General features: G+C 61.2%; 22 protein-coding genes and 2 tRNA genes. 18 read left to right on the top strand and 6 right to left on the bottom strand.

Annotated elements, in window-relative coordinates:
• The first annotated feature begins 37 nt into the window (after window positions 1-37).
• The 5 genes from nuoL to ACVC5H_RS16590 all read left to right on the top strand — a co-directional run bounded on the left by nuoL (window position 38) and on the right by ACVC5H_RS16590 (window position 6,320).
• A complete protein-coding gene (gene nuoL / locus ACVC5H_RS16610) occupies window positions 38-2,128 on the top strand; it encodes an NADH-quinone oxidoreductase subunit L (RefSeq protein ID WP_489618907.1) in 2,091 nt (696 codons plus the stop codon).
• Window positions 2,129-2,150: 22 nt separating this feature from the next.
• Entirely contained in the window at window positions 2,151-3,641 is a 1,491-nt protein-coding gene (locus ACVC5H_RS16605) for an NADH-quinone oxidoreductase subunit M (protein ID WP_489618906.1), read from the top strand.
• A 159-nt stretch (window positions 3,642-3,800) separates the two neighbouring features.
• The gene (gene nuoN, locus ACVC5H_RS16600) at window positions 3,801-5,309 is read left to right on the top strand and encodes an NADH-quinone oxidoreductase subunit NuoN (protein WP_489618905.1); all 1,509 of its coding nucleotides are present in this window, start codon (window positions 3,801-3,803) and stop codon (window positions 5,307-5,309) included.
• 12 nt (window positions 5,310-5,321) lie between these two features.
• On the top strand, window positions 5,322-5,636 hold the full coding sequence (locus ACVC5H_RS16595; RefSeq protein ID WP_489618904.1) for a DUF2818 family protein: 315 nt from the start codon (window positions 5,322-5,324) through the stop codon (window positions 5,634-5,636).
• A 108-nt stretch (window positions 5,637-5,744) separates the two neighbouring features.
• On the top strand, window positions 5,745-6,320 hold the full coding sequence (locus ACVC5H_RS16590) for an NUDIX domain-containing protein (RefSeq protein WP_489618903.1): 576 nt from the start codon (window positions 5,745-5,747) through the stop codon (window positions 6,318-6,320).
• Between the two features lie 69 nt (window positions 6,321-6,389).
• Here ACVC5H_RS16590 and ACVC5H_RS16585 read toward each other — a convergent pair whose 3' ends face one another.
• Window positions 6,390-8,066 (bottom strand): electron transfer flavoprotein-ubiquinone oxidoreductase, encoded by a 1,677-nt coding sequence (locus ACVC5H_RS16585; RefSeq protein WP_489618902.1) that lies wholly within the window; start codon window positions 8,064-8,066, stop codon window positions 6,390-6,392.
• A gap of 432 nt (window positions 8,067-8,498) precedes the next feature.
• On the opposite strand from ACVC5H_RS16585, the gene ACVC5H_RS16580 reads away from it, so the two are divergent.
• The 6 genes from ACVC5H_RS16580 to ACVC5H_RS16555 all read left to right on the top strand — a co-directional run bounded on the left by ACVC5H_RS16580 (window position 8,499) and on the right by ACVC5H_RS16555 (window position 15,016).
• Window positions 8,499-8,924: an acyl-CoA thioesterase gene (locus tag ACVC5H_RS16580; RefSeq protein ID WP_489618901.1), complete on the top strand. Its 426-nt coding sequence runs from the start codon at window positions 8,499-8,501 to the stop codon at window positions 8,922-8,924.
• A 157-nt stretch (window positions 8,925-9,081) separates the two neighbouring features.
• On the top strand, window positions 9,082-10,233 hold the full coding sequence (locus tag ACVC5H_RS16575) for an ABC transporter substrate-binding protein (protein ID WP_489618900.1): 1,152 nt from the start codon (window positions 9,082-9,084) through the stop codon (window positions 10,231-10,233).
• A 171-nt stretch (window positions 10,234-10,404) separates the two neighbouring features.
• Window positions 10,405-11,295 carry a branched-chain amino acid ABC transporter permease gene (locus tag ACVC5H_RS16570; protein WP_489618899.1) on the top strand — a complete coding sequence of 297 codons (891 nt, stop codon included), beginning with the start codon at window positions 10,405-10,407 and terminating at the stop codon, window positions 11,293-11,295.
• 4 nt (window positions 11,296-11,299) lie between these two features.
• A complete protein-coding gene (locus ACVC5H_RS16565) occupies window positions 11,300-13,267 on the top strand; it encodes a branched-chain amino acid ABC transporter ATP-binding protein/permease (RefSeq protein ID WP_489618898.1) in 1,968 nt (655 codons plus the stop codon).
• A 2-nt stretch (window positions 13,268-13,269) separates the two neighbouring features.
• A complete protein-coding gene (locus ACVC5H_RS16560) occupies window positions 13,270-13,998 on the top strand; it encodes an ABC transporter ATP-binding protein (protein WP_489618897.1) in 729 nt (242 codons plus the stop codon).
• 208 nt (window positions 13,999-14,206) lie between these two features.
• Window positions 14,207-15,016: an alpha/beta fold hydrolase gene (locus ACVC5H_RS16555; protein WP_489618896.1), complete on the top strand. Its 810-nt coding sequence runs from the start codon at window positions 14,207-14,209 to the stop codon at window positions 15,014-15,016.
• A gap of 56 nt (window positions 15,017-15,072) precedes the next feature.
• Here the strand turns inward: ACVC5H_RS16555 and ACVC5H_RS16550 are convergent, their stop codons facing one another.
• The gene (locus ACVC5H_RS16550) at window positions 15,073-15,267 is read right to left on the bottom strand and encodes a hypothetical protein (RefSeq protein WP_489618895.1); all 195 of its coding nucleotides are present in this window, start codon (window positions 15,265-15,267) and stop codon (window positions 15,073-15,075) included.
• 80 nt (window positions 15,268-15,347) lie between these two features.
• Here ACVC5H_RS16550 and ACVC5H_RS16545 point away from each other — a divergent pair, with 80 nt between their 5' ends.
• The gene (locus ACVC5H_RS16545; RefSeq protein WP_489618894.1) at window positions 15,348-15,803 is read left to right on the top strand and encodes a helix-turn-helix domain-containing protein; all 456 of its coding nucleotides are present in this window, start codon (window positions 15,348-15,350) and stop codon (window positions 15,801-15,803) included.
• A 172-nt stretch (window positions 15,804-15,975) separates the two neighbouring features.
• On the opposite strand, the gene ACVC5H_RS16540 is transcribed toward ACVC5H_RS16545, so the two are convergent.
• From ACVC5H_RS16540 to ACVC5H_RS16530, 3 genes are all read right to left on the bottom strand, one after another.
• Window positions 15,976-16,051: transfer RNA gene (locus ACVC5H_RS16540), tRNA-Lys, on the bottom strand.
• Window positions 16,052-16,122: 71 nt separating this feature from the next.
• Window positions 16,123-16,198, bottom strand: a tRNA-Lys gene (locus ACVC5H_RS16535).
• A 146-nt stretch (window positions 16,199-16,344) separates the two neighbouring features.
• Window positions 16,345-17,178 (bottom strand): methyltransferase domain-containing protein, encoded by an 834-nt coding sequence (locus tag ACVC5H_RS16530; RefSeq protein ID WP_489618893.1) that lies wholly within the window; start codon window positions 17,176-17,178, stop codon window positions 16,345-16,347.
• Window positions 17,179-17,359: 181 nt separating this feature from the next.
• Here ACVC5H_RS16530 and ACVC5H_RS16525 point away from each other — a divergent pair, with 181 nt between their 5' ends.
• The 3 genes from ACVC5H_RS16525 to ACVC5H_RS16515 all read left to right on the top strand — a co-directional run bounded on the left by ACVC5H_RS16525 (window position 17,360) and on the right by ACVC5H_RS16515 (window position 19,090).
• Window positions 17,360-18,175: a MetQ/NlpA family ABC transporter substrate-binding protein gene (locus ACVC5H_RS16525; protein ID WP_489618892.1), complete on the top strand. Its 816-nt coding sequence runs from the start codon at window positions 17,360-17,362 to the stop codon at window positions 18,173-18,175.
• Window positions 18,176-18,506: 331 nt separating this feature from the next.
• Window positions 18,507-18,710, top strand: a complete 204-nt coding sequence (locus ACVC5H_RS16520; RefSeq protein ID WP_489618891.1) for a type II toxin-antitoxin system VapB family antitoxin — start codon at window positions 18,507-18,509, stop codon at window positions 18,708-18,710.
• Complete coding sequence (locus ACVC5H_RS16515; RefSeq protein WP_489618890.1) at window positions 18,707-19,090, top strand: type II toxin-antitoxin system VapC family toxin; 384 nt, start codon at window positions 18,707-18,709, stop codon at window positions 19,088-19,090. The genes ACVC5H_RS16520 and ACVC5H_RS16515 overlap by 4 nt, the downstream gene beginning before the upstream one ends.
• On the opposite strand, the gene ACVC5H_RS16510 is transcribed toward ACVC5H_RS16515, so the two are convergent.
• On the bottom strand, window positions 19,087-19,626 hold the full coding sequence (locus ACVC5H_RS16510) for a DNA-deoxyinosine glycosylase (RefSeq protein ID WP_489622714.1): 540 nt from the start codon (window positions 19,624-19,626) through the stop codon (window positions 19,087-19,089). The two genes, ACVC5H_RS16515 and ACVC5H_RS16510, sit on opposite strands and share 4 nt — an antisense overlap.
• A gap of 174 nt (window positions 19,627-19,800) precedes the next feature.
• On the opposite strand from ACVC5H_RS16510, the gene ACVC5H_RS16505 reads away from it, so the two are divergent.
• The 3 genes from ACVC5H_RS16505 (at window position 19,801) to ACVC5H_RS16495 (ending at window position 21,659) form a co-directional block, all read left to right on the top strand.
• Window positions 19,801-20,550, top strand: coding sequence for an SDR family oxidoreductase (locus ACVC5H_RS16505; RefSeq protein WP_489618889.1), 750 nt, complete (start codon window positions 19,801-19,803; stop codon window positions 20,548-20,550).
• A 44-nt stretch (window positions 20,551-20,594) separates the two neighbouring features.
• Window positions 20,595-21,041 carry an Mpo1 family 2-hydroxy fatty acid dioxygenase gene (locus tag ACVC5H_RS16500; protein ID WP_489618888.1) on the top strand — a complete coding sequence of 149 codons (447 nt, stop codon included), beginning with the start codon at window positions 20,595-20,597 and terminating at the stop codon, window positions 21,039-21,041.
• Window positions 21,042-21,206: 165 nt separating this feature from the next.
• Window positions 21,207-21,659, top strand: a complete 453-nt coding sequence (locus tag ACVC5H_RS16495) for an outer membrane lipoprotein (protein WP_489618887.1) — start codon at window positions 21,207-21,209, stop codon at window positions 21,657-21,659.
• Window positions 21,660-21,752: the final 93 nt, after the last annotated feature.

Genomic DNA, 21,752 nt, shown 5'->3' with positions numbered 1-21,752 from the left:
GTGCAGGCGGGGCAGCCAATAAGCGATAAGGTTCATCATGGCTGGGCAACTTAACCCACATCTTCTTCTTGCTGTACCCCTGGCGCCGCTGGCAGGCTCGGCTATTGCCGGCCTGCTGGGTACCAAATTCTTCGGCAACGTGGTTGGCCGCAAGGTGTCGCATACCGCGACCATCTTGGGCGTGCTGATCGCCGCCATCATCTCCATCCAGACCCTGCTTGCAGTGCTGGACGGCGCCACCTACAACGGTACGCTGTACAACTGGATGACGGTGGCAGGCCTGAAGCTGGAGATCGGCTTCATGGTCGACAGCCTGACCGCGATGATGATGTGCGTGGTGACCTTCGTGTCCCTGATGGTGCACATCTACACCATCGGCTACATGGCCGAAGATGAGGGTTACAACCGCTTCTTCTCCTACATCTCGCTGTTCACCTTCTCCATGCTCATGCTGGTCATGAGCAACAACTTCCTGCAGCTGTTCTTCGGCTGGGAAGCAGTGGGCCTGGTGTCCTATCTGCTGATCGGTTTCTGGTACACCCGTCCGACCGCCATCAAGGCCAACATGAAGGCCTTCCTGGTCAACCGCGTCGGCGACTTCGGCTTCATCCTGGGGATCGGCCTGCTGCTGGCCTACGCCGGTTCGATGAACTACACCGAAGTCTTCGCCAAGCGCGCTGAACTGGCCCAGCTGACCCTGCCGGGCACTGATTGGATGCTGCTGACCGTGGCCTGCATCTGCCTGTTCGTGGGTGCCATGGGCAAGTCGGCCCAGTTCCCGCTGCACGTCTGGCTGCCGGACTCGATGGAAGGCCCGACCCCGATCTCCGCGCTGATTCACGCCGCCACCATGGTGACGGCCGGTATCTTCATGGTCACTCGCATGTCGCCGCTGTTCGAACTGTCCGACACCGCGCTGTCGTTCATCCTGGTGATCGGTGCCATCACGGCGCTGTTCATGGGCTTCCTGGGCACCATGCAGAACGACATCAAGCGCGTGGTCGCATACTCCACACTGTCGCAGCTGGGTTACATGACCGTGGCACTGGGTGCCTCGGCTTACTCGGTGGCCGTGTTCCACCTGATGACCCACGCCTTCTTCAAGGCGCTGCTGTTCCTGGGCGCCGGCTCGGTCATCATTGGCATGCACCACGACCAGGACATGCGCAACATGGGCGGCCTGCGCAAGTACATGCCCATCACCTGGATCACCTCGCTCTTGGGTTCGCTGGCGCTGATCGGTACACCGTTCTTCTCGGGCTTCTACTCCAAGGATTCGATCATCGAAGCCGCGGCCGAGTCGCACCTGCCGGGTTCTGGCTTTGCCTACTTCGCCGTGCTGGCCAGCGTGTTCGTGACGGCCTTCTACTCCTTCCGCATGTACTTCATGGTCTTCCATGGCAAGGAGCGTTTCGGCCAGGCCCACGGCCATGACGATCATCACGCCCCGGCTGCGGCCCACGGCGTGCATGACGACCATGCCCACGATGCGCATGATGACCACGGCCATGACGAGCACCATCACGGTCTGGCTCCGGGCCAGAAGCCTCACGAGTCGCCGCTGGTGGTGACCCTGCCGCTGATCCTGCTGGCCATTCCTTCGGTCATCGTCGGTTTCTTCGCGATCTCGCCGATGCTGTATGGCGACTTCTTCAAGGGCGTGATCTTCTTCGGCGAAAACCACAAGGTCATGGAAGAGCTGGCCAACGAATACCACGGTCCGGTGGCCATGGTGCTGCACGCCTTCACCAGCGCGCCGCTGTGGCTGGCCATTGCCGGTGTGGTCGTGGCGTACTACTGCTACATGATCAACCCGCGCGTTCCGGCCTGGTTCAAGGAAAAGTTCAGCATCATCTACACCATCCTGGACAACAAGTACTACATGGACAAGTTCAATGAAGTCGTCTTCGCCGGCGGTGCACGCCTGCTGGGCAATGGACTGTCCATTGTGGGTGACCGTGGCCTGATCGACGGTCTGTTCGTCAACGGCAGCGCCAAGGTCGTCGGCTGGTTCTCGAAATTCACGCGTCTCTGGCAGTCCGGTTACATCTATCACTATGCGTTCGTGATGATCATCGGGGTGCTGGGTTTCCTGGTGTGGTTCATGCCGCTCCCGTTCGCCAAATAAGCTGTCCGAGTACATAACAACCATGATGCAGTCAACATTTCCCATCCTGAGCCTTGCGATCTGGGTACCGATCGTCTTCGGCATCCTCGTCCTGGCACTGGGCCGCGACAGCAATCCGGGCCTGGCCCGCTGGCTCGCACTGTTCGGTTCGCTGGTCGGTCTGGTCGCCACTTTCCCGCTGATCCAGCATTTCGATCCGCTGGCACACGGTTACCAGTTCGTCGAAAAGACGCCCTGGATCGACCGCTTCAGCATCAGCTACTTCCTGGGCCTGGACGGCATCTCGCTGTGGTTCGTGCCGCTGACCGCCTTCATCACGGTCATCGTGGTGCTGGCCGGCTGGGTAGTGATCCAGAAGCGCGTGGCCCAATACATGGGTGCCTTCCTGATCCTCTCGGGCATCATGATCGGCGTCTTCTCGGCGCTGGATGCGATGCTGTTCTACGCCTTCTTCGAAGCGACCCTGATCCCGATGTTCATCATCGTGGGTGTCTGGGGCGGCGACAACCGCGTGTATGCAGCCTTCAAGCTGTTCCTGTACACGCTGCTGGGCTCGCTCCTGATGCTGATCGCCCTGATCTACCTGTACTACGTGTCCGGTGGCAGCTTCGAGATCCCGACCTGGCACCAGGTGCCGCTGTCGATGATCGAGCAGAAGGTCCTGTTCTTCGCCTTCCTGGCCGCCTTCGCGGTGAAGGTGCCGATGTGGCCGGTGCACACCTGGCTGCCTGACGCTCACGTGCAGGCACCGACCGGTGGTTCCATCGTGCTGGCGGCGATCATGCTCAAGCTGGGTGCCTACGGTTTCCTGCGCTTCTCGCTGCCGATCCTGCCGGACGCCAGCCATGCGCTGTCGGGCTTCATGATCTTCCTGTCACTGGTGGCCGTGATCTACATCGGTCTGGTGGCCCTGGTCCAGCAGGATATGAAGAAACTGGTCGCTTATTCGTCGATCGCCCACATGGGCTTCGTCACCCTGGGCTTCTTCATGTTCAACGACATGGCCCTGCAGGGCGGCATCGTGCAGATGATCTCGCACGGTTTCGTCTCCGGCGCGATGTTCATGTGTATCGGCGTGCTGTATGACCAGATGCACACCCGTGAAATCGCCCAGTATGGCGGTGTGGTGAACAAGATGCCGCGCTTCGCCTTCTTCTTCATCCTGTTCTCGCTGGCCAACTGCGGCCTGCCGGCCACTTCCGGTTTCGTCGGCGAATTCATGGTGATCCTGGGCGCGGTGAAGTTCAATTTCTGGATTGGCCTGCTGGCTGCTACTGCACTGATCCTGGGCGCAGCGTATTCGCTGTGGCTGGCCAAGCGCGTCATCTTCGGTGCCGTGGCCAATCACCACGTGGCCGAGCTGGTGGATGTGAATGCCCGCGAGTTCCTGATCCTGGGCCTGCTGGCGATTGCTACCCTGGTCATGGGTATCTATCCCGGCATCATCACCGACAGCATCCAGACCTCGGTGACCGACCTCCTGAAGCACGTGGCGGTCTCCAAGATCAACTGATCTGCGCAGTCATGAAGTGAAGGGCGGGGCGCTCGCGCCCCGCCGGCAAACAAGCTGGGCAACAACGAGTAACGAGACGAGCCGGTGTGGCATGACCGGTCGGGCGGCGCGGCCAAGGTCGCGACACACAAGCGGGCGAACACAAGCGGTAGTAACTAAATGAATAACATGAATCTGATCCCTGTCTATCCGGAAATATTTCTGCTGATTGCGACCTCCGCGATCCTGCTGATCGATATGTTCCTGCCGGAAAGCAAGCGCGTCATCACCTATCTGCTGTCCCTGGCAGCGCTGGTGGTGTGTGCGGTACTGAGCTTTGTTGACCTCAACGCGGGGGCGACGGTCTACACGTTCAACAACATGTTCGTGTCCGATCCGCTGGCCAACCTGTTGAAGCTGTTCACCTACCTGGGTGTGGGTGTCACGCTGATCTACTCGCGCCAGTACAACACCGCGCGCGGCATCACCGGCGGTGCCCTGGGCGGCGAGTACTACGCCCTGGCACTGTTCGCTCTGCTGGGCCAGATGGTCATGATCTCCGGCAACAGCTTCCTGTCCATCTACCTGGGCCTGGAACTGATGTCGCTGTCGCTGTATGCGCTGGTGGCCCTGCGCCGCGACAACGCGGCTTCCACCGAAGCCGGCATGAAGTACTTCATCCTGGGCGCGCTGGCGTCGGGCTTCCTGCTGTATGGCATGTCCATGCTGTACGGTGCGACCGGTGGCGCGCTGGAGTTGAACGAAGTGTTCCGCGCCGTCGTCTCCGGCACCGTCGAGCAGACCCCGCTGGTGTTCGGCCTGGTCTTCGTGGTGGCTGGCCTGGCCTTCAAGCTGGGTGCCGTGCCCTTCCACATGTGGGTGCCGGACGTCTACCAGGGTTCGCCGACGCCCGTGACCCTGCTGCTGGGCGCAGCGCCGAAGCTGGCGACCTTCGCCATCACCTTCCGTCTGCTGGTCGAAGGCCTGCTGCCGCTGGCTGAGCACTGGCAGCAGATGCTGATGGTGCTGGCTGTCCTGTCCATCATCCTGGGTAACGTCACCGCGATTGCGCAGACCAACATCAAGCGCATGCTGGCCTACTCGACCATCTCGCACATGGGCTTCATGCTGCTGGGTATGCTGGCCGGCGTCGTGGATGGCAACCTGTACTCGGCCGTCAATGCCTACAGCTCCTCGCTGTTCTATGCCGTGACCTACGTGATCACCACGCTGGGTTCCTTCGGCATGATCATCCTGCTGTCGCGTTCGGGCTTCGAAGCCGACACCCTGGAGGACTTCAAGGGCCTGAACCAGCGCAGCCCCTGGTTTGCTGCCGTGATGATGATCATGATGTTCTCGCTGGCCGGCATTCCGCCGCTGGTGGGCTTCTACGCCAAGCTGTCCGTGCTGCAGGCCGCCATGGCTACCGGCCAGATCTGGCTGCTGGTGCTGGCTGTGGTGTTCTCGCTCATCGGTGCGTTCTACTACATCCGCGTGGTCAAGGTCATGTACTTCGACGAGCCTGCCGATTCCAGCAAGATCGTCGCCACGCCGGAAATGCGGCTGGTGCTGAGCCTCAACGGTATCGCCGCACTGGCCATCGGCCTGTGGCCCAACCATCTGATGGATCTCTGCACCCGTGCCCTGAGCAGCACGCTGGCGAATTACATCAGCAAGTTCCTGGCGTAAGGGAGAGGGGAAATGAACGTTTCCCTCTTCAGCTGGATCGTGATCCTGTTGGCCGCCCTGGCGGCCAATCTGCCTTTCTTCAACCAGCAGTTGTTTGGATTGATTCCGCTGAAGAAGGACGCGGCCTGGGTCAAGCCGGTCTGGTTGCGTCTGCTGGAGCTGGTGGTACTGTATTTCGCCGTCGGCGTGGTTGCTCATCTGCTGGAAGTCGGCATCGGCAACGTGTTTTCGCAGGGCTGGGAATTCTATGCCATCACCGGTTGTCTGTTCCTGGTGCTGGCCTATCCGGGCTATGTGATGCGCTACCTGCGCAAGCAACATGCCTGAAGCAGCCCCATGAGGCGCCGGTCGGAGATCGGCGCCTTTTTACTTGGTGCGTGCTGAATGCACCGCCATGCGCTTTCACTCCTCCACCCTCACTCCCTCGCTCATATCATGGACGCCCATCTCAAAGAGACGCAGAAAGACAGCCGCCAGGTCTACGACGGCCATTTCCTCAAGGTTCAGAAGGACACCATCGTGCTCCCCGATGGCAAGGAAAGTACCCGCGAATACATCAAGCACCCCGGCGCGGTCACCGTGCTGCCCTTGTTCGATGACGGCAGCGTGCTGATGGAGCGCCAGTTCCGCTATCCGCTGGACCGCGTGTTCATCGAAGTCCCCGCAGGGAAGCTCGATCCGGGCGAGGACACGCTGGAATGCGCCAAGCGCGAACTGAAGGAAGAAACCGGCTATACCGCCACTGACTGGCAATACGTCTGCACCATCCACAATGCCATCGCTTACTCGGATGAGCATCTGGTGCTGTACCTGGCCCGCGGATTGAAGGAAGGGGAGCGCGCCCTGGACGAAGGTGAATTCCTCGACATCTACAAGGCGCCGCTGACCGAGCTGCTGGAGCAGGTGCGCAATGGACAGATCACCGATGTGAAGACCGTGATTGGTTTGTTCTGGCTGGAGAAGATCGTCAATGGCAGCTGGACGCCACCGGAGCGCCCGGCGGGCATCTGAGGCCTGCGCCCATGAAAAAGCCGCATCCGGGGATGCGGCTTTCTTTTTTTCAGCGGCCGGGCAGAGTGCTTACATGCCCGAATAATTCGGCCCACCGCCGCCTTCCGGGGTGACCCAGACGATATTTTGCGTCGGGTCCTTGATGTCACAGGTCTTGCAATGCACGCAGTTCTGCGCATTGATCTGCAGGCGATCCGAATTGTCCTCGTTCTTCACGAACTCATAGACCCCCGCCGGGCAGTAGCGCGATTCCGGGCCGGCATACTTGGCCAGGTTCACTTGCACCGGCACGTTCTTGTCCTTGAGTGTCAGATGTGCGGGCTGATCTTCACCATGGTTGGTGTTGGAGATGAACACCGAGGACAGTCGATCGAAGGTCAGCTTGCCATCCGGCTTGGGATAGGCGATCGGCGCGAAGTCCGAGGCCGGACGCAGGCATTCGTGGTCGGCGTGGGCATGGCGCATCGTCCATGGTGCCTTGCCACCGAAGAGTACCTGGTCGATACCCACCAGCAGGGTGCCCGTCACCAGGCCCTTGCTCATCGAGGGCTTGAAGTTGCGTGCCTTGTGCAGTTCTTCCTTCAGCCAGGAAGCCTCGAAGGCAGCAGGATAGGCCGCCAGTTCGTCGGCCTGGCGGTTTTCGCCCAGCGCGTTGAAGGCTGCCTCTGCCGCCAGCATGCCGCTCTTGATGGCAGCATGGCTGCCCTTGATGCGCGAGGCGTTCAGGAAGCCGGCATCGCATCCCAGCAGCACGCCGCCAGGGAAGACCAGCTTGGGCAGCGACTGCACGCCACCTGCCGTGATTGCGCGCGCGCCGTAGGAGATGCGCTTGCCGCCCTCGAAGAACTTGCGGATCTCGGGATGGGTCTTGTAGCGCTGGAATTCCTCGAAGGGCGAGAGATAGGGATTCTGGTACGCCAGGCCGACCACGTAACCGACCGCCACCTGGTTGTTTTCCAGGTGATACAGGAAGGAACCGCCATAGGTGTCATTGGCCAGCGGCCAGCCGGCGGTGTGGACCACCAGGCCGGGCTGGTGCACTTCCGGCTTCACTTCCCACAGTTCCTTGATGCCGATGGCATAGGTCTGCGGATCGCGACCGGCATCCAGCTTGTATTTGGCGATGAGCTGCTTGCCCAGATGGCCGCGCGCCCCTTCGGCGAAGAAGGTGTATTTCGCATGCAGCTCCATGCCCAGCTGGAACTCGGCAGTGGGTTGGCCTTCCTTGTTGATGCCCATGTTGCCGGTGGCCACGCCCTTGACCGAACCATCCTCGTGGTAGAGCACTTCGGCAGCCGGGAAACCGGGGAAGATTTCCACACCCAGCGCCTCGGCCTGCTGGCCCAGCCAGCGGGTGACGTTGGAGAGCGAAATGACGTAGTTGCCATGGTTCTGGAAACAGGTTGGCAAGAGCCAGTGCGGTGTCTTGTAGGCCTTGGTGGCCGAGAGGAACAGGAAACGGTCTTCAGTGACCGGCGTATTCAGGGGGGCGCCTTGCTCCTTCCAGTCGGGAATCAGCTCGGTCAGTGCACGCGGGTCCATCACCGCGCCCGAGAGGATGTGGGCGCCGACTTCGCTGCCTTTTTCCAGCACGCAGACCGAGACTTCACGGTTCTGTTGCGCGGCCAGCTGCTTGAGGCGGATTGCCGCCGACAGGCCAGCAGGGCCGCCGCCGACGATAACCACGTCGTATTCCATCGATTCGCGTGGACCGTATTGTGCGAGCAAGTCTTGAGATGAAGTCATGGGTGTCCCGTGTTATGTGAACTGCCTGTTTTCGAACGACCGTGCTATTGTTAAGTATTTTTCGAAAGAACGCTAGAGGGAAGGGCGATTTTTCTGTCCTTTTTATTCAGCATCCGTCACCCACATCTGAAACAATGCACGCAAGCGGACTGCTCCGCCGGGAAATCGTGCCGCTCCGGAAGGGTTTTCCGGAGGTGCCGTATTTTATGGGATTTTCCGAGCAGGCCTCATACCGTATTGGCTTGACCTGATAACCCGGTGTTATGCGCGGTCCGGCTCCTGCGGCGAGCGGGCGAGCCAGACGAAGCGATGATGACTCGGAAAATCCATCGGGATGTGGCTCACCATTGCGTCGTAAATGCGACAGCTCAAGCGTCTCGCGCATGAAAAAAATTACATTCATTGATGAACCAAACCGGGAAAGGACCCACGATGAGCAGTCACGAAGAAGCGGCAAAAAGAACCCTGTATCGATCGCAGCAACGTATCCGCTGGGGTGACATGGATGCCTTCGGCCACGTCAACAACACGCTCTATTTCCGCTTCATGGAGCAGTGCCGCATCGAGTGGCTGGAAGAGGTGTTCGGCCCCACCATTGCTGGCGAAGAGGGGCCGGTGATCGTCAATGCGCACTGCAATTTCCGCCGCCAGATGAAGTATCCCGCCAGTATCGTCGTGGAGATGGCGGCGGGCCACGTGGGGCGCACGAGTGTGGAAACTACTTATGTCATCCGCGACGCCGCCGATGAACAGATCATCTATGCTGACGGTGCTGCAAAAATCGTCTGGGTCGATTTCAAGAAAGAGAAGTCCACCGCACTGCCTGACAAGCTGCGACAGCTCCTGACAAGCTTGTAAGTTTGGCGCAAGGAAACTGCGACAGAATCGGCCCGACACTCCCGCAAGGATTCGCCACAGAGCGAAGGGGAGCGGAGAATTCGTTCACACGGAGCGGGTTCCACAAGTGCTATGCCCGTCTCGCGTGCTAGCCAACAACTACATTCTGGAGGATGACATGAGCTACAAGACCCAAGCCTTTGTTGCCGCTGCCCTGATGAGCCTGGCGCTCACTTCGCAGGCTGCGGATCCGATCAAGATCGGCGTTTCCGGCCCCTATACCGGCGGCTCTGCCCCGATGGGCGTGTCCATGCGCGATGGCGTCAAGCTGGCGGTGGCCGAGATCAATGCGGCCGGCGGCCTGCTGGGTCGCCAGATCCAGCTGATCGAGCGCGATGACGAAGCCAAGAACGAACGCGGCGTGCAGATCGCCCAGGAACTGATCAACAAGGAAAAGGTGGTCGCCACCGTCGGCTTCATCAACACCGGCGTGGCCCTGGCCTCGCAGCGCTTCTACCAGGAAGCCAAGATCCCCGTGATCAACAACGTGGCCACCGGCACCGTGATCACCAAGCAGTTCGAGAAGGAAAAGGACAACTACATCTTCCGCACCTCGGCCGCCGACAAGATCCAGGCCAAGATGATCGCCGATGAAGCGGTGGACAAGCAGAAGTTCAGCAAGGTCGCCATCCTGGCCGACTCCACCAACTACGGCCAGCTCGGCCGCGAAGACCTGGAGAAGGTGCTGGCTGACAAGAAGGTCACCCCGGTGGCCGTCGAAAAGTACAACATCAAGGACGTCGACATGACGGCCCAGCTGCTCAAGTCCAAGCAGGGCGGTGCCCAGGCCGTGCTGACCTACGGCATCGGCCCCGAACTGGCGCAGATCGCCAACGGCATGGAAAAGCTGAACTGGCACGTGCCCATCATTGGCAGCTGGCCGCTGTCGATGGGCAACTTCATCGACAACTCCGGCAAGAACGGCAATGGTGCCCGCATGCCGCAGACCTTCATCCAGGACGGCAACACCCCCAAGCGCAAGGCTTTCATCGAGGCTTACCAGAAGGCCTACAAGGTTGACCGCATGCCCTCGGCCGTCTCGGCTGCCCAGGGCTACGACTCCATCCTGCTGCTGGCCGCTGCCATCAAGCAGGCTGGCAGCACCGATGGCGACAAGGTGCGCGCTGCGCTGGAAAACCTCAATACCAAGGTCGAAGGCGTGGTCACCACCTACGACAAGCCGTTCACCCACGACGATCACGAAGCCATCAAGCCGGCCATGGTCGTGATGGGCGAGGTCAAGAACGGCCGCGTCATCCTCGGCAAATAAGACCCGACTCGCTTCACGCAACGTAGTCAAACAGGCCAGTCCTTGCGATCCGGGGGCTGGCCTTTTTTACACGATCTGTTGACGAATTTCTAACGACACCGGCTGCGGTCGCCGTGAGATCGTCGCAGCTCTACGCCGCCACCCGGCGGTAGCCGCTTCTTGGGAAACACAATGGACATCCTCTTACAACTGGTCTTCTCCGGGATCGCGCTCGGCATGATCTATGCCGTGATCGCCTTCGGTTACCAACTGACCTTTGCCACTTCCGGCACGCTCAACTTCGGGCAGGGCGAAGCCCTGATGCTGGGCGCGCTGGTCGGGCTCTCCGTGGTCGGCAACATCCACGGCGGACCTTATCTCAACTACTGGCTGATGATCCCCATCGTGCTGGTCTTTGGCGCCTTGCAAGGCATGTTCGTCGAATGGATAGGCGTGCGTCCGGCCATCAAGATCAAGTCCGAATTCGGCTGGATCATGTCCACCATCGCCCTGGCCATCATCTTCAAGAACGTCGCCGAGAACATCTGGGGCAAGGACGACCTGCCTTTCCCTTCGCCGATTTCCGGTACGCCCTTCCAGATCTTTGGCGCCAACGTGCAGCCCATGCAAGTGCTGGTCGTGATCGGCGCCTTGCTGATCATGGCGGCGGTCGAATTGTTCAATCGCAAGTCCATCTACGGCAAGGCCGTGGTGGCCACCTCCAACGACCGCGATGCAGCGGGGCTGATGGGCATCAATACCAGCATGGTGATCACTTTTTCATATGCGCTCTCATCGGCCACTGCCGCCTTTGCCGGCGTGCTGGTGGCGCCGCTGACGCTGACCGGCGCCACCATGGGCGCGGCCCTCGGCCTGAAAGCCTTTGCGGTAGCCATCATCGGCGGCCTGACCTCGGGCATGGGTGCCATCGTCGGCGGCCTGATCCTGGGCGTGGCCGAGACCGTGACCGGCTTCTACATCTCGACCGGCTACAAGGAAGTTCCGGGACTGGTGCTGCTGCTGCTGGTCCTGGCGGTGAAACCTGCAGGCCTCTTCGGCAAAACTGCGATCAAGAAGGTCTGATGCGATGAACAAGAAAATCCTGCTGCTGTCCTTGCTGGGCATTGTCGCGCTGGGCGGCATTCCCCTGGTGGTGCACAACCCGTATTACCTGCACCTGATCGAAACCATCCTCATCTACGCCATCCTGCTGTTCGGGCTGGACATCGTGGTCGGCTATACCGGCCAGGTCTCGCTGGGCCATGCGGGCCTCTTCGGTATCGGCTCCTATGCGGCCGGTGTGCTGTTCTTCAAGCTGGGCATGCCGATCTTCGTGACCGTGCCGGCGGCCATCGCCGTGACCGCCGTGTTCGGTGCCATCCTGGCGCTGCCTGCTCTGCGCGTGACCGGGCCTTACCTGGCCATGGTGACGCTGGCCTTTGGCACCATCATTCAGATCCTGATCAACGAGATGACCTTCCTTACCGAAGGTCCGCTGGGCATCAAGCTGCACAAGCCCATGATCGGTGGCGAGAAGATGAATGAAGTGCAGTTCTTCTACCTGGTGGCGGTCCTGATGGTCTTCTCCATGCTGGTAGTGCATCGCATCCTCAAGTCCAACCTCGGCCGTGCTTTCCAGGCGCTGCGCGACAGCCCCATCGCCTCGGACTGCATGGGCGTTTCGGTCTATCGCTACAAGGTGTATGCCTTCATCATCAGCGCGGCACTGGCCGGTCTCTCGGGTGCCCTGTATGCGTATTCGGAAGAGTACATCTCGCCCAATACCTACAACTTCGAACTGACCATCCTGTTCCTGCTGGCGGTGATCATGGGTGGCCGCAAGTCACGCATCGGCTCCCTGATTGGCGCGCTGATCGTGGTGATGCTGCCCAGCCTGCTCTCGGACATCGAACTGTTCCGCCAGATCGCCACCGTGCTGGCCGTGATCGTGGTGATCGGTGCCGGCGTGCAGGTTGCGCGCAAGACCAAGACCGCGCGCGGTGTGGCCGTGCCGGTGGTGGCCACCATCGCCATGGCGGGCTTCTCCTACAAGCTGGAAAACATCACTGACTGGCGCCTGACCATCTTTGGCCTGATGACCCTGTTCGTGGTGTATTACCTGCAGGACGGTATCGTCGGCTTCTGCCGCAGCCTGTTTGGCCGCGCGCTCACCAGGCACGTGCCGGTGGCGCAGCAGATCGCGGGCGACAAGGAACGTGCCGTCATCACCACTGACTCGGTGAAGGAAGAGGGCGCCACGCTGTTGAAGGTGAACCAGATCCTGATGCAGTTCGGTGGCCTGAAGGCCTTGAACCGCGTCGATCTGGATGTGCGCAAGGGAACCGTGCACGGCCTGATCGGCCCCAACGGCTCGGGCAAGAGCACCATGATGAACGTGCTGACCGGCATCTATCGTCCCACCGATGGCGTGGTGGAATACGATGGTCGCCCGATCTCCGGCAATGTGCCCTCGGCCATTGCCCTGGGTGGCGTGGCGCGGACTTTCCAGAACGTGCAGCTGTTCGGTGAAATGACCGCCACCGAAAACGTGCTGGTGGGCCTGCATCACACCTTCGACAGCAACGTGGTGGACGTCATGGTCAATACGCCCCGTTACGTCCGGGAAGAACAGGCTGCACGCGAACGCGCTGCGGCCATCCTGGAGTTCGTGGGCCTGGCCAACCTGGCCAACGAGGAGGCGCGCAACCTGCCTTACGGCAAGCAGCGCCTGCTGGAAATCGGCCGCGCACTGGGCCTGAACCCCAGCCTCTTGCTGCTGGATGAACCGGCCGCCGGCCTGACCGCGCCCGACATCAAGGAGCTCGCCGCCATCATCCGCAAGATCCGCGAAGCCGGCATCACCATCATCCTGATCGAACACCACATGGATGTGGTCATGTCGATCTGCGATACCGTCACCGTGCTCGACTTCGGCCAGAAGATCGCCGAAGGCAAGCCGGCCCAGGTCCAGGCTGACCCCAAGGTCATCGAAGCCTACCTCGGCAGTGGCGCAGGCGATGCCCATGACAACACATCCAGCCCCGCGGGAGCCTGAACATGCTGACCATTTCCAATCTGCACGCCGCTTACGGCAAGGTCGAGGTGCTGCATGGCATTTCGATGGACGTCCCCAAAGGCAAGGTGGTGACCCTGATCGGTTCCAACGGCGCCGGCAAGACCACCACCATGCGCGCCATCTCCGGCATGATCAAGCCCAAGGGGGGCGAGGTCACCCTGGGCGGCAAGAACATCACTGGCCTGGATTCGCACCGGATCGCCCGTTTCGGGCTGGCGCATTCACCCGAAGGGCGGCGCGTCTTCGCCACCATGAGCGTGATCGACAACCTGCTGCTGGGCGCCTTCCCGCGCTTTACCCGGGCACGTCCCAAGGGCGATATCGCGCATGACCTGGAACGCGCACTGGAACTGTTCCCGCGCCTGAAGGAGAGGCAGACGCAGCTGGCCGGTACGCTCTCGGGCGGCGAGCAGCAGATGCTGGCCATGGCGCGGGCGGTGATGTTGAATCCTGAAGTGATCCTGCTGGACGAGCCTTCAATGGGGCTGGCGCCGATCTTGGTGGACGAGGTGTTTCGCATCATCTCGCGCCTGAAGGAGCAGGGCGTGACCATGCTGCTGGTGGAGCAGTTTGCCGCCGCTGCCCTCAATGTTGCGGACTACGGCTATGTGTTGGAGAATGGCAAGATCTCCGTGCACGGACCCGCCGACAAGCTGCGGAACGACCCGGCGGTCAAGGCCGCTTATCTGGGCGGTGGTGCGCATCACTGATGGGCCGTGGCCAACGTATCACCAGCCATGCGCCTGCATGATACTGGGGCTCGCACGTCGCGCAAGCTGATAGCGTGTCCGGTATATTGAGGGGGAGGTATACCCCCTTGAAGGCTGATTCAGGCGCACCCCCCCCCGGTGCGCCTTTTTATTTGCGCGGGCAGTTCACCTTGCGCCTGGCCCGAGCCGCATGAGACGAGGAGCGAGCATGTCCAACCGGCAGCAGGATGAGACCATCGAGGTCGCTGGCGCTGTCCTGTACACGAGCCTGTGGGGCGGGCCGCTGGCGGGGCGTCCCCCCATCGTGCTGTTGCACGATTCCTTGGGGGCCGTGGCCTTGTGGCGTGATTTTCCGGCCCGGCTGGCTGCCTGCACGGGGCTTCCCGTGATCGCCTATGACCGTCCCGGCTTCGGGCAGTCCGCCGCGCGTAGCGATGCCTTGCCACCAGATTTCATTGCTGCCGAAGCCAATGCTTCGCTGAAGACGGTATTGCAGCATTTCGCGGTACCCAAGGCCATCCTGTTTGGCCACAGCGTAGGGGGCGGCATGGCCATATCTGCCGCCGCGCAGATGCCGCAGCGGGTGTTGGCCGTGATAAGCGAATCGGCGCAGGCTTTCGTCGAAGAGCGTACCTTGCAAGGCATCCGCGATGCCCGGGCCAGCTTTGCCGACCCGGTGCAACTGGCCCGCCTGGCAAAATATCACGGCAACGACCTGCAGCAAGCCCGCTGGGTGCTCTCGGCCTGGATCGACACCTGGCTCTCGCCTTCTTTTGCGGACTGGTCGCTGGCACCCATGCTGGCACGACTGTCCTGTCCGGTGCTGGCCCTGCATGGCGATCTGGATGAATTCGGCAGCCTGGCGCATCCCCGCATGATCGCCAGCCTGCCATCGGCGTTCCCGGGGCAGGGCCGGTATCAGGTGCTGACGCAGTGCGGCCATGTCCCTCACCGGGAGCAGCCGGAACAGGTCCTGCAGGCGGCCAGGGATTTCCTGCTGCAGCTCGGCATCCTCTGACGCAGGCGGCAGCCCCTTTTTCTTCCTGTTGATGCGCGCGCGCCTGGCGCACGGATTCACTCGACCGGATGCGCGCGACGATAAGCCCGCAATCCCAGCAGGTACATCGTGCGGATAAACAGGGCACGCGAGCGGTAAGTTTGTCTCGCCAACAAGGCAGCTTCCTCGAATTCCGCCTCATTTAATCGAAAATTCACCAGACGCGTCGCTCCTTTTGCGGGCTTGCGTTCGCTTTGTTGCTTGTGTGCCATAAGATGTCTTCTCGCTGTTGGACTGAAAGCAACATTCTAGGAGAGGTCCTTTTCATATGTCATCGAATAAAACTGAATTTTTGACAATACTTGGTGATCGCCTGGCTGAAGAGCGAGGCCGCTGCGGCCATACCCAGAAATCGGTAGCGGACCAGCTCGACATCACCGCGCGCACGCAAATCAAGTACGAGATCGGCGAGACTGCGCCGGACGCCTATTATCTGCATGGCCTGGAGGAGATCGGCATTGATCTCACCTATGTGCTGACCGGCGTACGCGGCGCCAGGCCCAGCCCCGAGGAGAGTGAACTGATTGCCTGCTATCGCGCGGTTGATGCGACCATGCGCAGCTCGCTGGTGCAGTTGCTGTCGGGCTTGTCGCAGATGTCCAAGGGCGCGAAGAAGAAGCGCGATTTGCCCACGGCCACCGAGAACAAGCGAACCCGGCCGGGACGGCAGCGCAAGGTGCCGGTGGGGCTGCCGGAGAGCGGGGAGGCTGAAGCAGCCAGCCCGATGGACATCTCGCAGGAAAAGTAGTGCGCTCCCGGCAGTGAGACATCGCGCGCAATAAGCGGGAGTGGCAGCAGGGAGTGCAAGAGGACAGAACAGGGGGCGAGGGGGCGCGGGGGCGCGGCCCGTGGACTGACAAGTCTGCAAGGCACGCAGACACAAAAAAAGCACCACGATCACTCGTGGTGCTTTTCGTTGTTGGTGGGGCGTCACAGATTCGAACTGTGGACCTACGGATTAAGAGTCCGCTGCTCTACCAGCTGAGCTAACGCCCCGTGGTGTTCCTGAAACGATCAGGTCGACCTGGAAGTGAAAAAGGCCTCGGGTGGGGAGGCCTTTTGAAATTTGGTGGGGCGTCACAGATTCGAACTGTGGACCTACGGATTAAGAGTCCGCTGCTCTACCAGCTGAGCTAACGCCCCTTTGCTGCACTTCGTTGTTGCCTCAGTGCTGCAAGAGAGAGCGCATTATAGGAGGGAGGTCAGGGTCGTGCAAGCCTTTTTTGGAAAAAAGATAAAAATATTTTATCTTTTCGTCTCCAATGCCACGCCTGGCCTCATTTTCCTGCTCAATCGGCCGACAAGCCCGCCTTGATCCCGTTGACCCAGGACTTGGCCGGGAGCTTGGTCTGGCTCTCGATCAGGGCCGCGCGCGCATACAGTTCAGGGAAATCGAATTCCACCGCCCCCTTGAAGGCCAGCGCGACAACATTGCCATCATGGACTTCCGGCAACGAGACCACGGTGTCGAAAGCATATTCCATTGCCCGCAGGTTCTTGGCATAGCTGGGATGGTCGCCAAAGAGATTGACCGTCATCACCCCGCCCGGCGCCAGGCTGTCATAGCAGGCCTGGTAAAACTCCGGGCTGTCGAGCACCGGCCCGCGCGCGGTCGCATCGTAGAGATCCACCTGGAGGGCATCGATGATGCCATGGCTGGCCGCATGGACGATGAAGTCCATGGCATCGCTTTCGATGATCATCAGCCTGTCGTCCGGCTCGGGCAGCTTGAACATGCTGTGGCAGATGGCGATGACGGCCGGATTCAGCTCCACCGCCGTCACCTGTGCCTGCGGGAATTGCCGGTAGGCGAACTTGGTCAGTGCCCCGGTCCCCAGGCCGAGCTGCACGATGTGACGTGGCGTGCGGTTGAAGAGCATCCACGCCATCATCTGTTGCGCGTATTCCAGCTCGATCCAGTCAGGCTTGCGAATGCGCATCGCCCCTTGCACCCACTCGGTACCGAAATGCAGGTAGCGCACGCCTTCCAGCTCGGACAGCGTGACCGGTGCATATTTCGGCTTGCGGGGTTTGCTGGCGTCGGCTTCCAGCTGTTGACGGCGGCGATTGGGGCCAGCCTTGGTGTTGGCCTGGGCTTCGATGGATTTTCTTCGGATGAGCATGGTGTGAACGAAACGGACGCGGCAGCCGGGGAGAGGCCGCCTGCGGATGCCGAATGATACCTTGCCTTGGCGGCCGGCCAGCGGCTTGCGCGCGCTTTGTGCATATCGACATGCGAATTCATTCCTTCTGCCTGGCGTGATGGCATGTGAGGATGCGGTCCTCACTATTTCCGGAGTTCCCATGCCATTGGCTGCAATCATCAAGCGTATCGCCTCCGTTGCTGCGCTGGCCCTGGTCCTGGCCCCGCTGGGTGCCAGCGCGCAGGACAAGAACAAGATCAAGGTCGGCATCTCGGTCGGCAGTGCCGAGGCCATCTTCGAGGTCGTCAAGAAGGTCGCCGCGCGAGACGGTCTGGAAATACAGACCGTGGTCTTCAGCGACTACCTCCAGCCCAACGCCGCGCTGGCCGCTGGCGACCTCGATGCCAATGCTTTCCAGCACCGTCCCTATCTGGAAAGCCAGATCGCCGCCCGTGGCTACAAGATCGTGCCGGTGGGGCTGACCATTACCGCCCCGCTGGGCATCTACTCGCGCAAGTTCAAGTCGGTGGAGCAGTTGCCCAACGGCGCCCAGGTCGGCATCCAGAATGATCCCTCCAACGGCAACCGTGCGCTCCTGCTGCTGCAGAAGGCGGGCCTCATCAAGCTCAAGCCGGGTGTGGGCGAGAATGGCGTCAACGCCACCCCGCTGGACATCATCGACAATCCCCGCAAGCTCAAGCTGATCGAGCTGGATGCCGCGCAGCTGCCGCGTTCCCTGGACGACCTGGCGGCGGCCTCGATCAACAATGACTATGCCTACAAGGCTGGCCTGTCCCTGCAGAAGGACACCATCGCCGTGGAGGATCCACGTGGCCGTTACGCCAACATCATCGCCACCCGTGTCGAGGACAAGGACAAGCCCTGGGTGAAGAAGCTGGTGCAGGCCTACCAGTCGGAAGAAGTGCGCAAATTCATCGAGACCGAATTCAAGGGCTCGCTGGTGCCAGCCTTCTAAGCCCGACTCGCAGGCGTCTCTCCGCTGCCACCGCCCGCCCCCTGGCCGGGCGGTTTTTTTGCGTCCGTTTCTCGGAAGAGAAGTGCGCAGGCGCGCGCAGCTCCATTACACTGCTGCCATGCTCAAGAACCTCATCCTCTGCCTCAAGCTGGCCGTCGTCTTCTGCGCCATCGTGTTTTTCGCGAAGGCATTGCAGTATTTGATCTTCAATGGCGGGTTTTCGGGAGAGTTTTATGACTATTTGTTCTTACGGAAGTAATGAAAAGGCCAGCCTGCGATGATGCTATTATTGATGCGATAAAGTCTCAATAATGATGCGAAGGAGATTGCGATGCGCACCACTGTCACGATCGAAGATGAATTGTACGAACGCGCCTTGGAGATGGCAGACCCCTCCATGGAGAAGGGCGAGTTGTTCCGCGAAGCGATCAAGACCTTTGTCCGCGTCCAGGCCGCCAAGCGCCTGGCCGCTTTGGGCGGAAGCATGCCAGATATGGCCGACGTTCCCCGGCGCAAGGATGGACCCGCTCAATGAGTGGCGTGTTGGTTGACACATCGGTATGGGTGGATCATTTCCGGCGCCATAACGAGGTATTGAGCATGCTTCTGGTCTCGGACTCGGTCTTGATGCATCCCATGATCGTGCTTGAACTTGCCTGTGGCACGCCGCCCGCGGCACGTGGCCGTACTTTGGATAGCCTTGCTTCGTTGCGCAAAGCAGAGCAGGCCACCCACCATGAGGTACTTGCCTTGATAGAGCGGGAGCAGCTCTATGGCCTTGGATGCGGCCTGGTCGACGTGACGCTGTTGGCCTCAGCGCGAATGACACCCGGAGCACTCTTGTGGACGCTGGACCGGCGTCTGGCGAACCTGGCGGATCGGCTCGGCATTCTCTACCGGCCGGTGTGGAATTAGCGGCGTTCCGATATCAAGGTCTTCCACCGGGCAAGCTTGTCTTCATATGCCAACGCCGCATGCGCCGGACTGCTCGACGGCAGCACCAGCACCCGATATTTTTCCGCCAGCGCTCCCAAGGCCTTCATCCCGATCTTGCCTGCCGTTGCACCATTGAAGGCGATGGTCTGCAGCGCCGGCAGCGTAGCGATCAAGGCCAGCAGGTCATTGCCGCTGTGATCCCGGATGTCGCTGTCGAGGCTGCCGATCCGCCTGGCCTGGGCGATCACGTCCCACAGGCCGATCTGGTGCTGCAGCAGCGTGGACAGGCGTGTGGCGTAGTCCATCCCGTAGAGATCGACACCGATGACGTCGCCCACCAGGCGCCAGAACCCATTGCGCGGATGCCCATAATACTGCCGGATCGCCAGCGAAGCCGACCCCGGCAGGCTGCCCAGGATCAGGATGCGGGTATCCGGCGCCACCACCGGCGCAAAGCTTGCCAACAAGGGATCAGCAGATGAGGATAACGGCGTAGAGGTCACACGAGCAGGCATGGCAAACGGCTGGGATGAAAAGAATTTCAGCAAGCCACATCCGCATTGCTGCCCGTGCACAATGGTGCGTCTGCAGAGACGGTGGGCTTGCGGCAAAATGCGCAAGGTTTCACATCTTAGCTTAACCCCGCCCAGGCGCCACATGCCGGGCCATTCATTCAAGGGAGACTGAACATGACAGATAAAGTCATCATCGTCACAGGCGGCAGCCGTGGCATCGGCGCGGCGACCGCACTGCTGGCAGCCCAGCGCGGCTACGCCGTTTGCGTCAATTATGTCTCCAACCGCGAGGCCGCCGAGTCGGTCGCAGGCCAGATCCGCGCCGCAGGCGGCCGGGCCATTACGGTGGCAGGGGATGTCTCCAAGGAAGAAGACGTGCTGCGCCTCTTCACCACCACCGATCAGGAACTGGGGCGCGTGACCGCCCTGGTCAACAACGCCGGCATCCTCGAACACCAGTCGCGCCTGGAAGCCATGAGCGCCGAGCGCATCACCCGCGTGCTGGTGGCCAACGTCACCGGTAGCCTGCTGTGCGCCCGCGAGGCGGTCAAGCGCATGTCCACCCGGCACGGCGGGCAGGGCGGGGTCATCGTCAACCTGTCGTCGATGGCCGCCAAACTGGGCGGTCCGGGCGAATACGTGGACTATGCCGCCTCCAAGGGCGCCATCGATGCCTTCACTATCGGCCTGGCCAAGGAAGTGGCCGCCGAAGGCATTCGCGTCAATGCCGTGCGTCCGGGCCTGATCTATACCGACATCCACGCCAGCGGTGGCGAGGCCGGCCGGGTGGACCGGCTCAAGGATGCCGTACCGATGAAGCGCGGCGGCACCGCCGAGGAAGTCGCCCACGCCATCCTGTGGCTGTTGTCGGACGAATCCTCCTATGCCACCGGCACCTTCATCGACGTTTCCGGTGGCCGCTGAGGCCCTGGCCAGCCATTTAATAGCCACCGAGCAGGGAGCCCCGCATGGACAGCACGAATTCCCCCCGCCGCATCGATGCACTGCTGGACCACTATGCAGAAAGCCATCGTCATCCGATGAATGAACTGATCCACTGCGTCTGCGTGCCGGCCATCGTGTTTTCGCTGCTGGGGCTGTGCTGGATCGTTTCCCCGGCCGTAGCCCTGCTGGTGGCCGCTGCTGCGCTGGCGTGGTATCTGCGCCTGTCGCCGCCCTTTGCCGTAGGCATGCTGGCCATGTCGGCGGTGATGCTGGTGGTGCTGGCGCGGCTACCTGCCGCCGCGGTGCTGCCGGTGTCGGCCGTGGTCTTCGTGCTGGCCTGGATCGGCCAGTTCATCGGCCACCGTATCGAGGGCAAGAAGCCGTCCTTTTTCGAGGATCTGCGTTTTTTGCTGGTCGGGCCGCTGTTCGTGCTGGCCTTCCTGTATCGCCGCTGGCACATCGCTTATTGATGTCCCGCGCTGCGGTGGATTTCCGGCTCGGGACGTCTTTGTATTAAGATGTAAAGGATTATGTGCCCCGGCGCCAAACGCGCGATCATGTCGCGTTCGCGCGGACGCACGAATTCCCCCGCCGCCCGGAGACGGGCCAAACAGTTATCAGTCGGAGTTTTTTGTATGAAGAAATTGCTTGTGATCGCAGCCCTGGGCTCCCTGGTGGCCGGCTGCGCAGTGACCCCCAACTCGGCCAGCGTCTACAGCTCCCACCAGGCCCAAGGTGAACAGACCGTGCGCATGGGCGTGGTCGAATCGATCCGCAACGTGACCATCGACAAGGGTTCGACCGGCATCGGCACCCTGGGCGGCGCGGCGCTGGGCGGCATCGCTGCCGGCTCCAACATCGGCGGCGGCAACGGTGCCCTGGCGGTCGGCATCGTCGGTGCCCTGGCCGGTGGCGTGCTGGGCAACCAGGCCGAAGCCCACCTGAACAACCGTCCGGGCCTGGAAATCACCGTGCGCCTGGATAACGGCGAACTGCGTGCCATCACCCAGGATGCAGATGAACCTTTCCGCATCGGCGAACGTGTGCGTCTGCTGTCCAACGGCCGTACCACCCGCGTGACCCACTGATCGGTCACCGCCATATGAAGAAGCAGGACTGCGGTCCTGCTTTTTTTCGCCCATATCTTCAGTTGTGCGGCTACAGGTCTGTCGATTTTCTTC

It is taken from the genome of Herbaspirillum sp. Her3, assembly GCF_057961275.1.
This window is presented reverse-complemented; position numbering and strand designations above follow the sequence as displayed.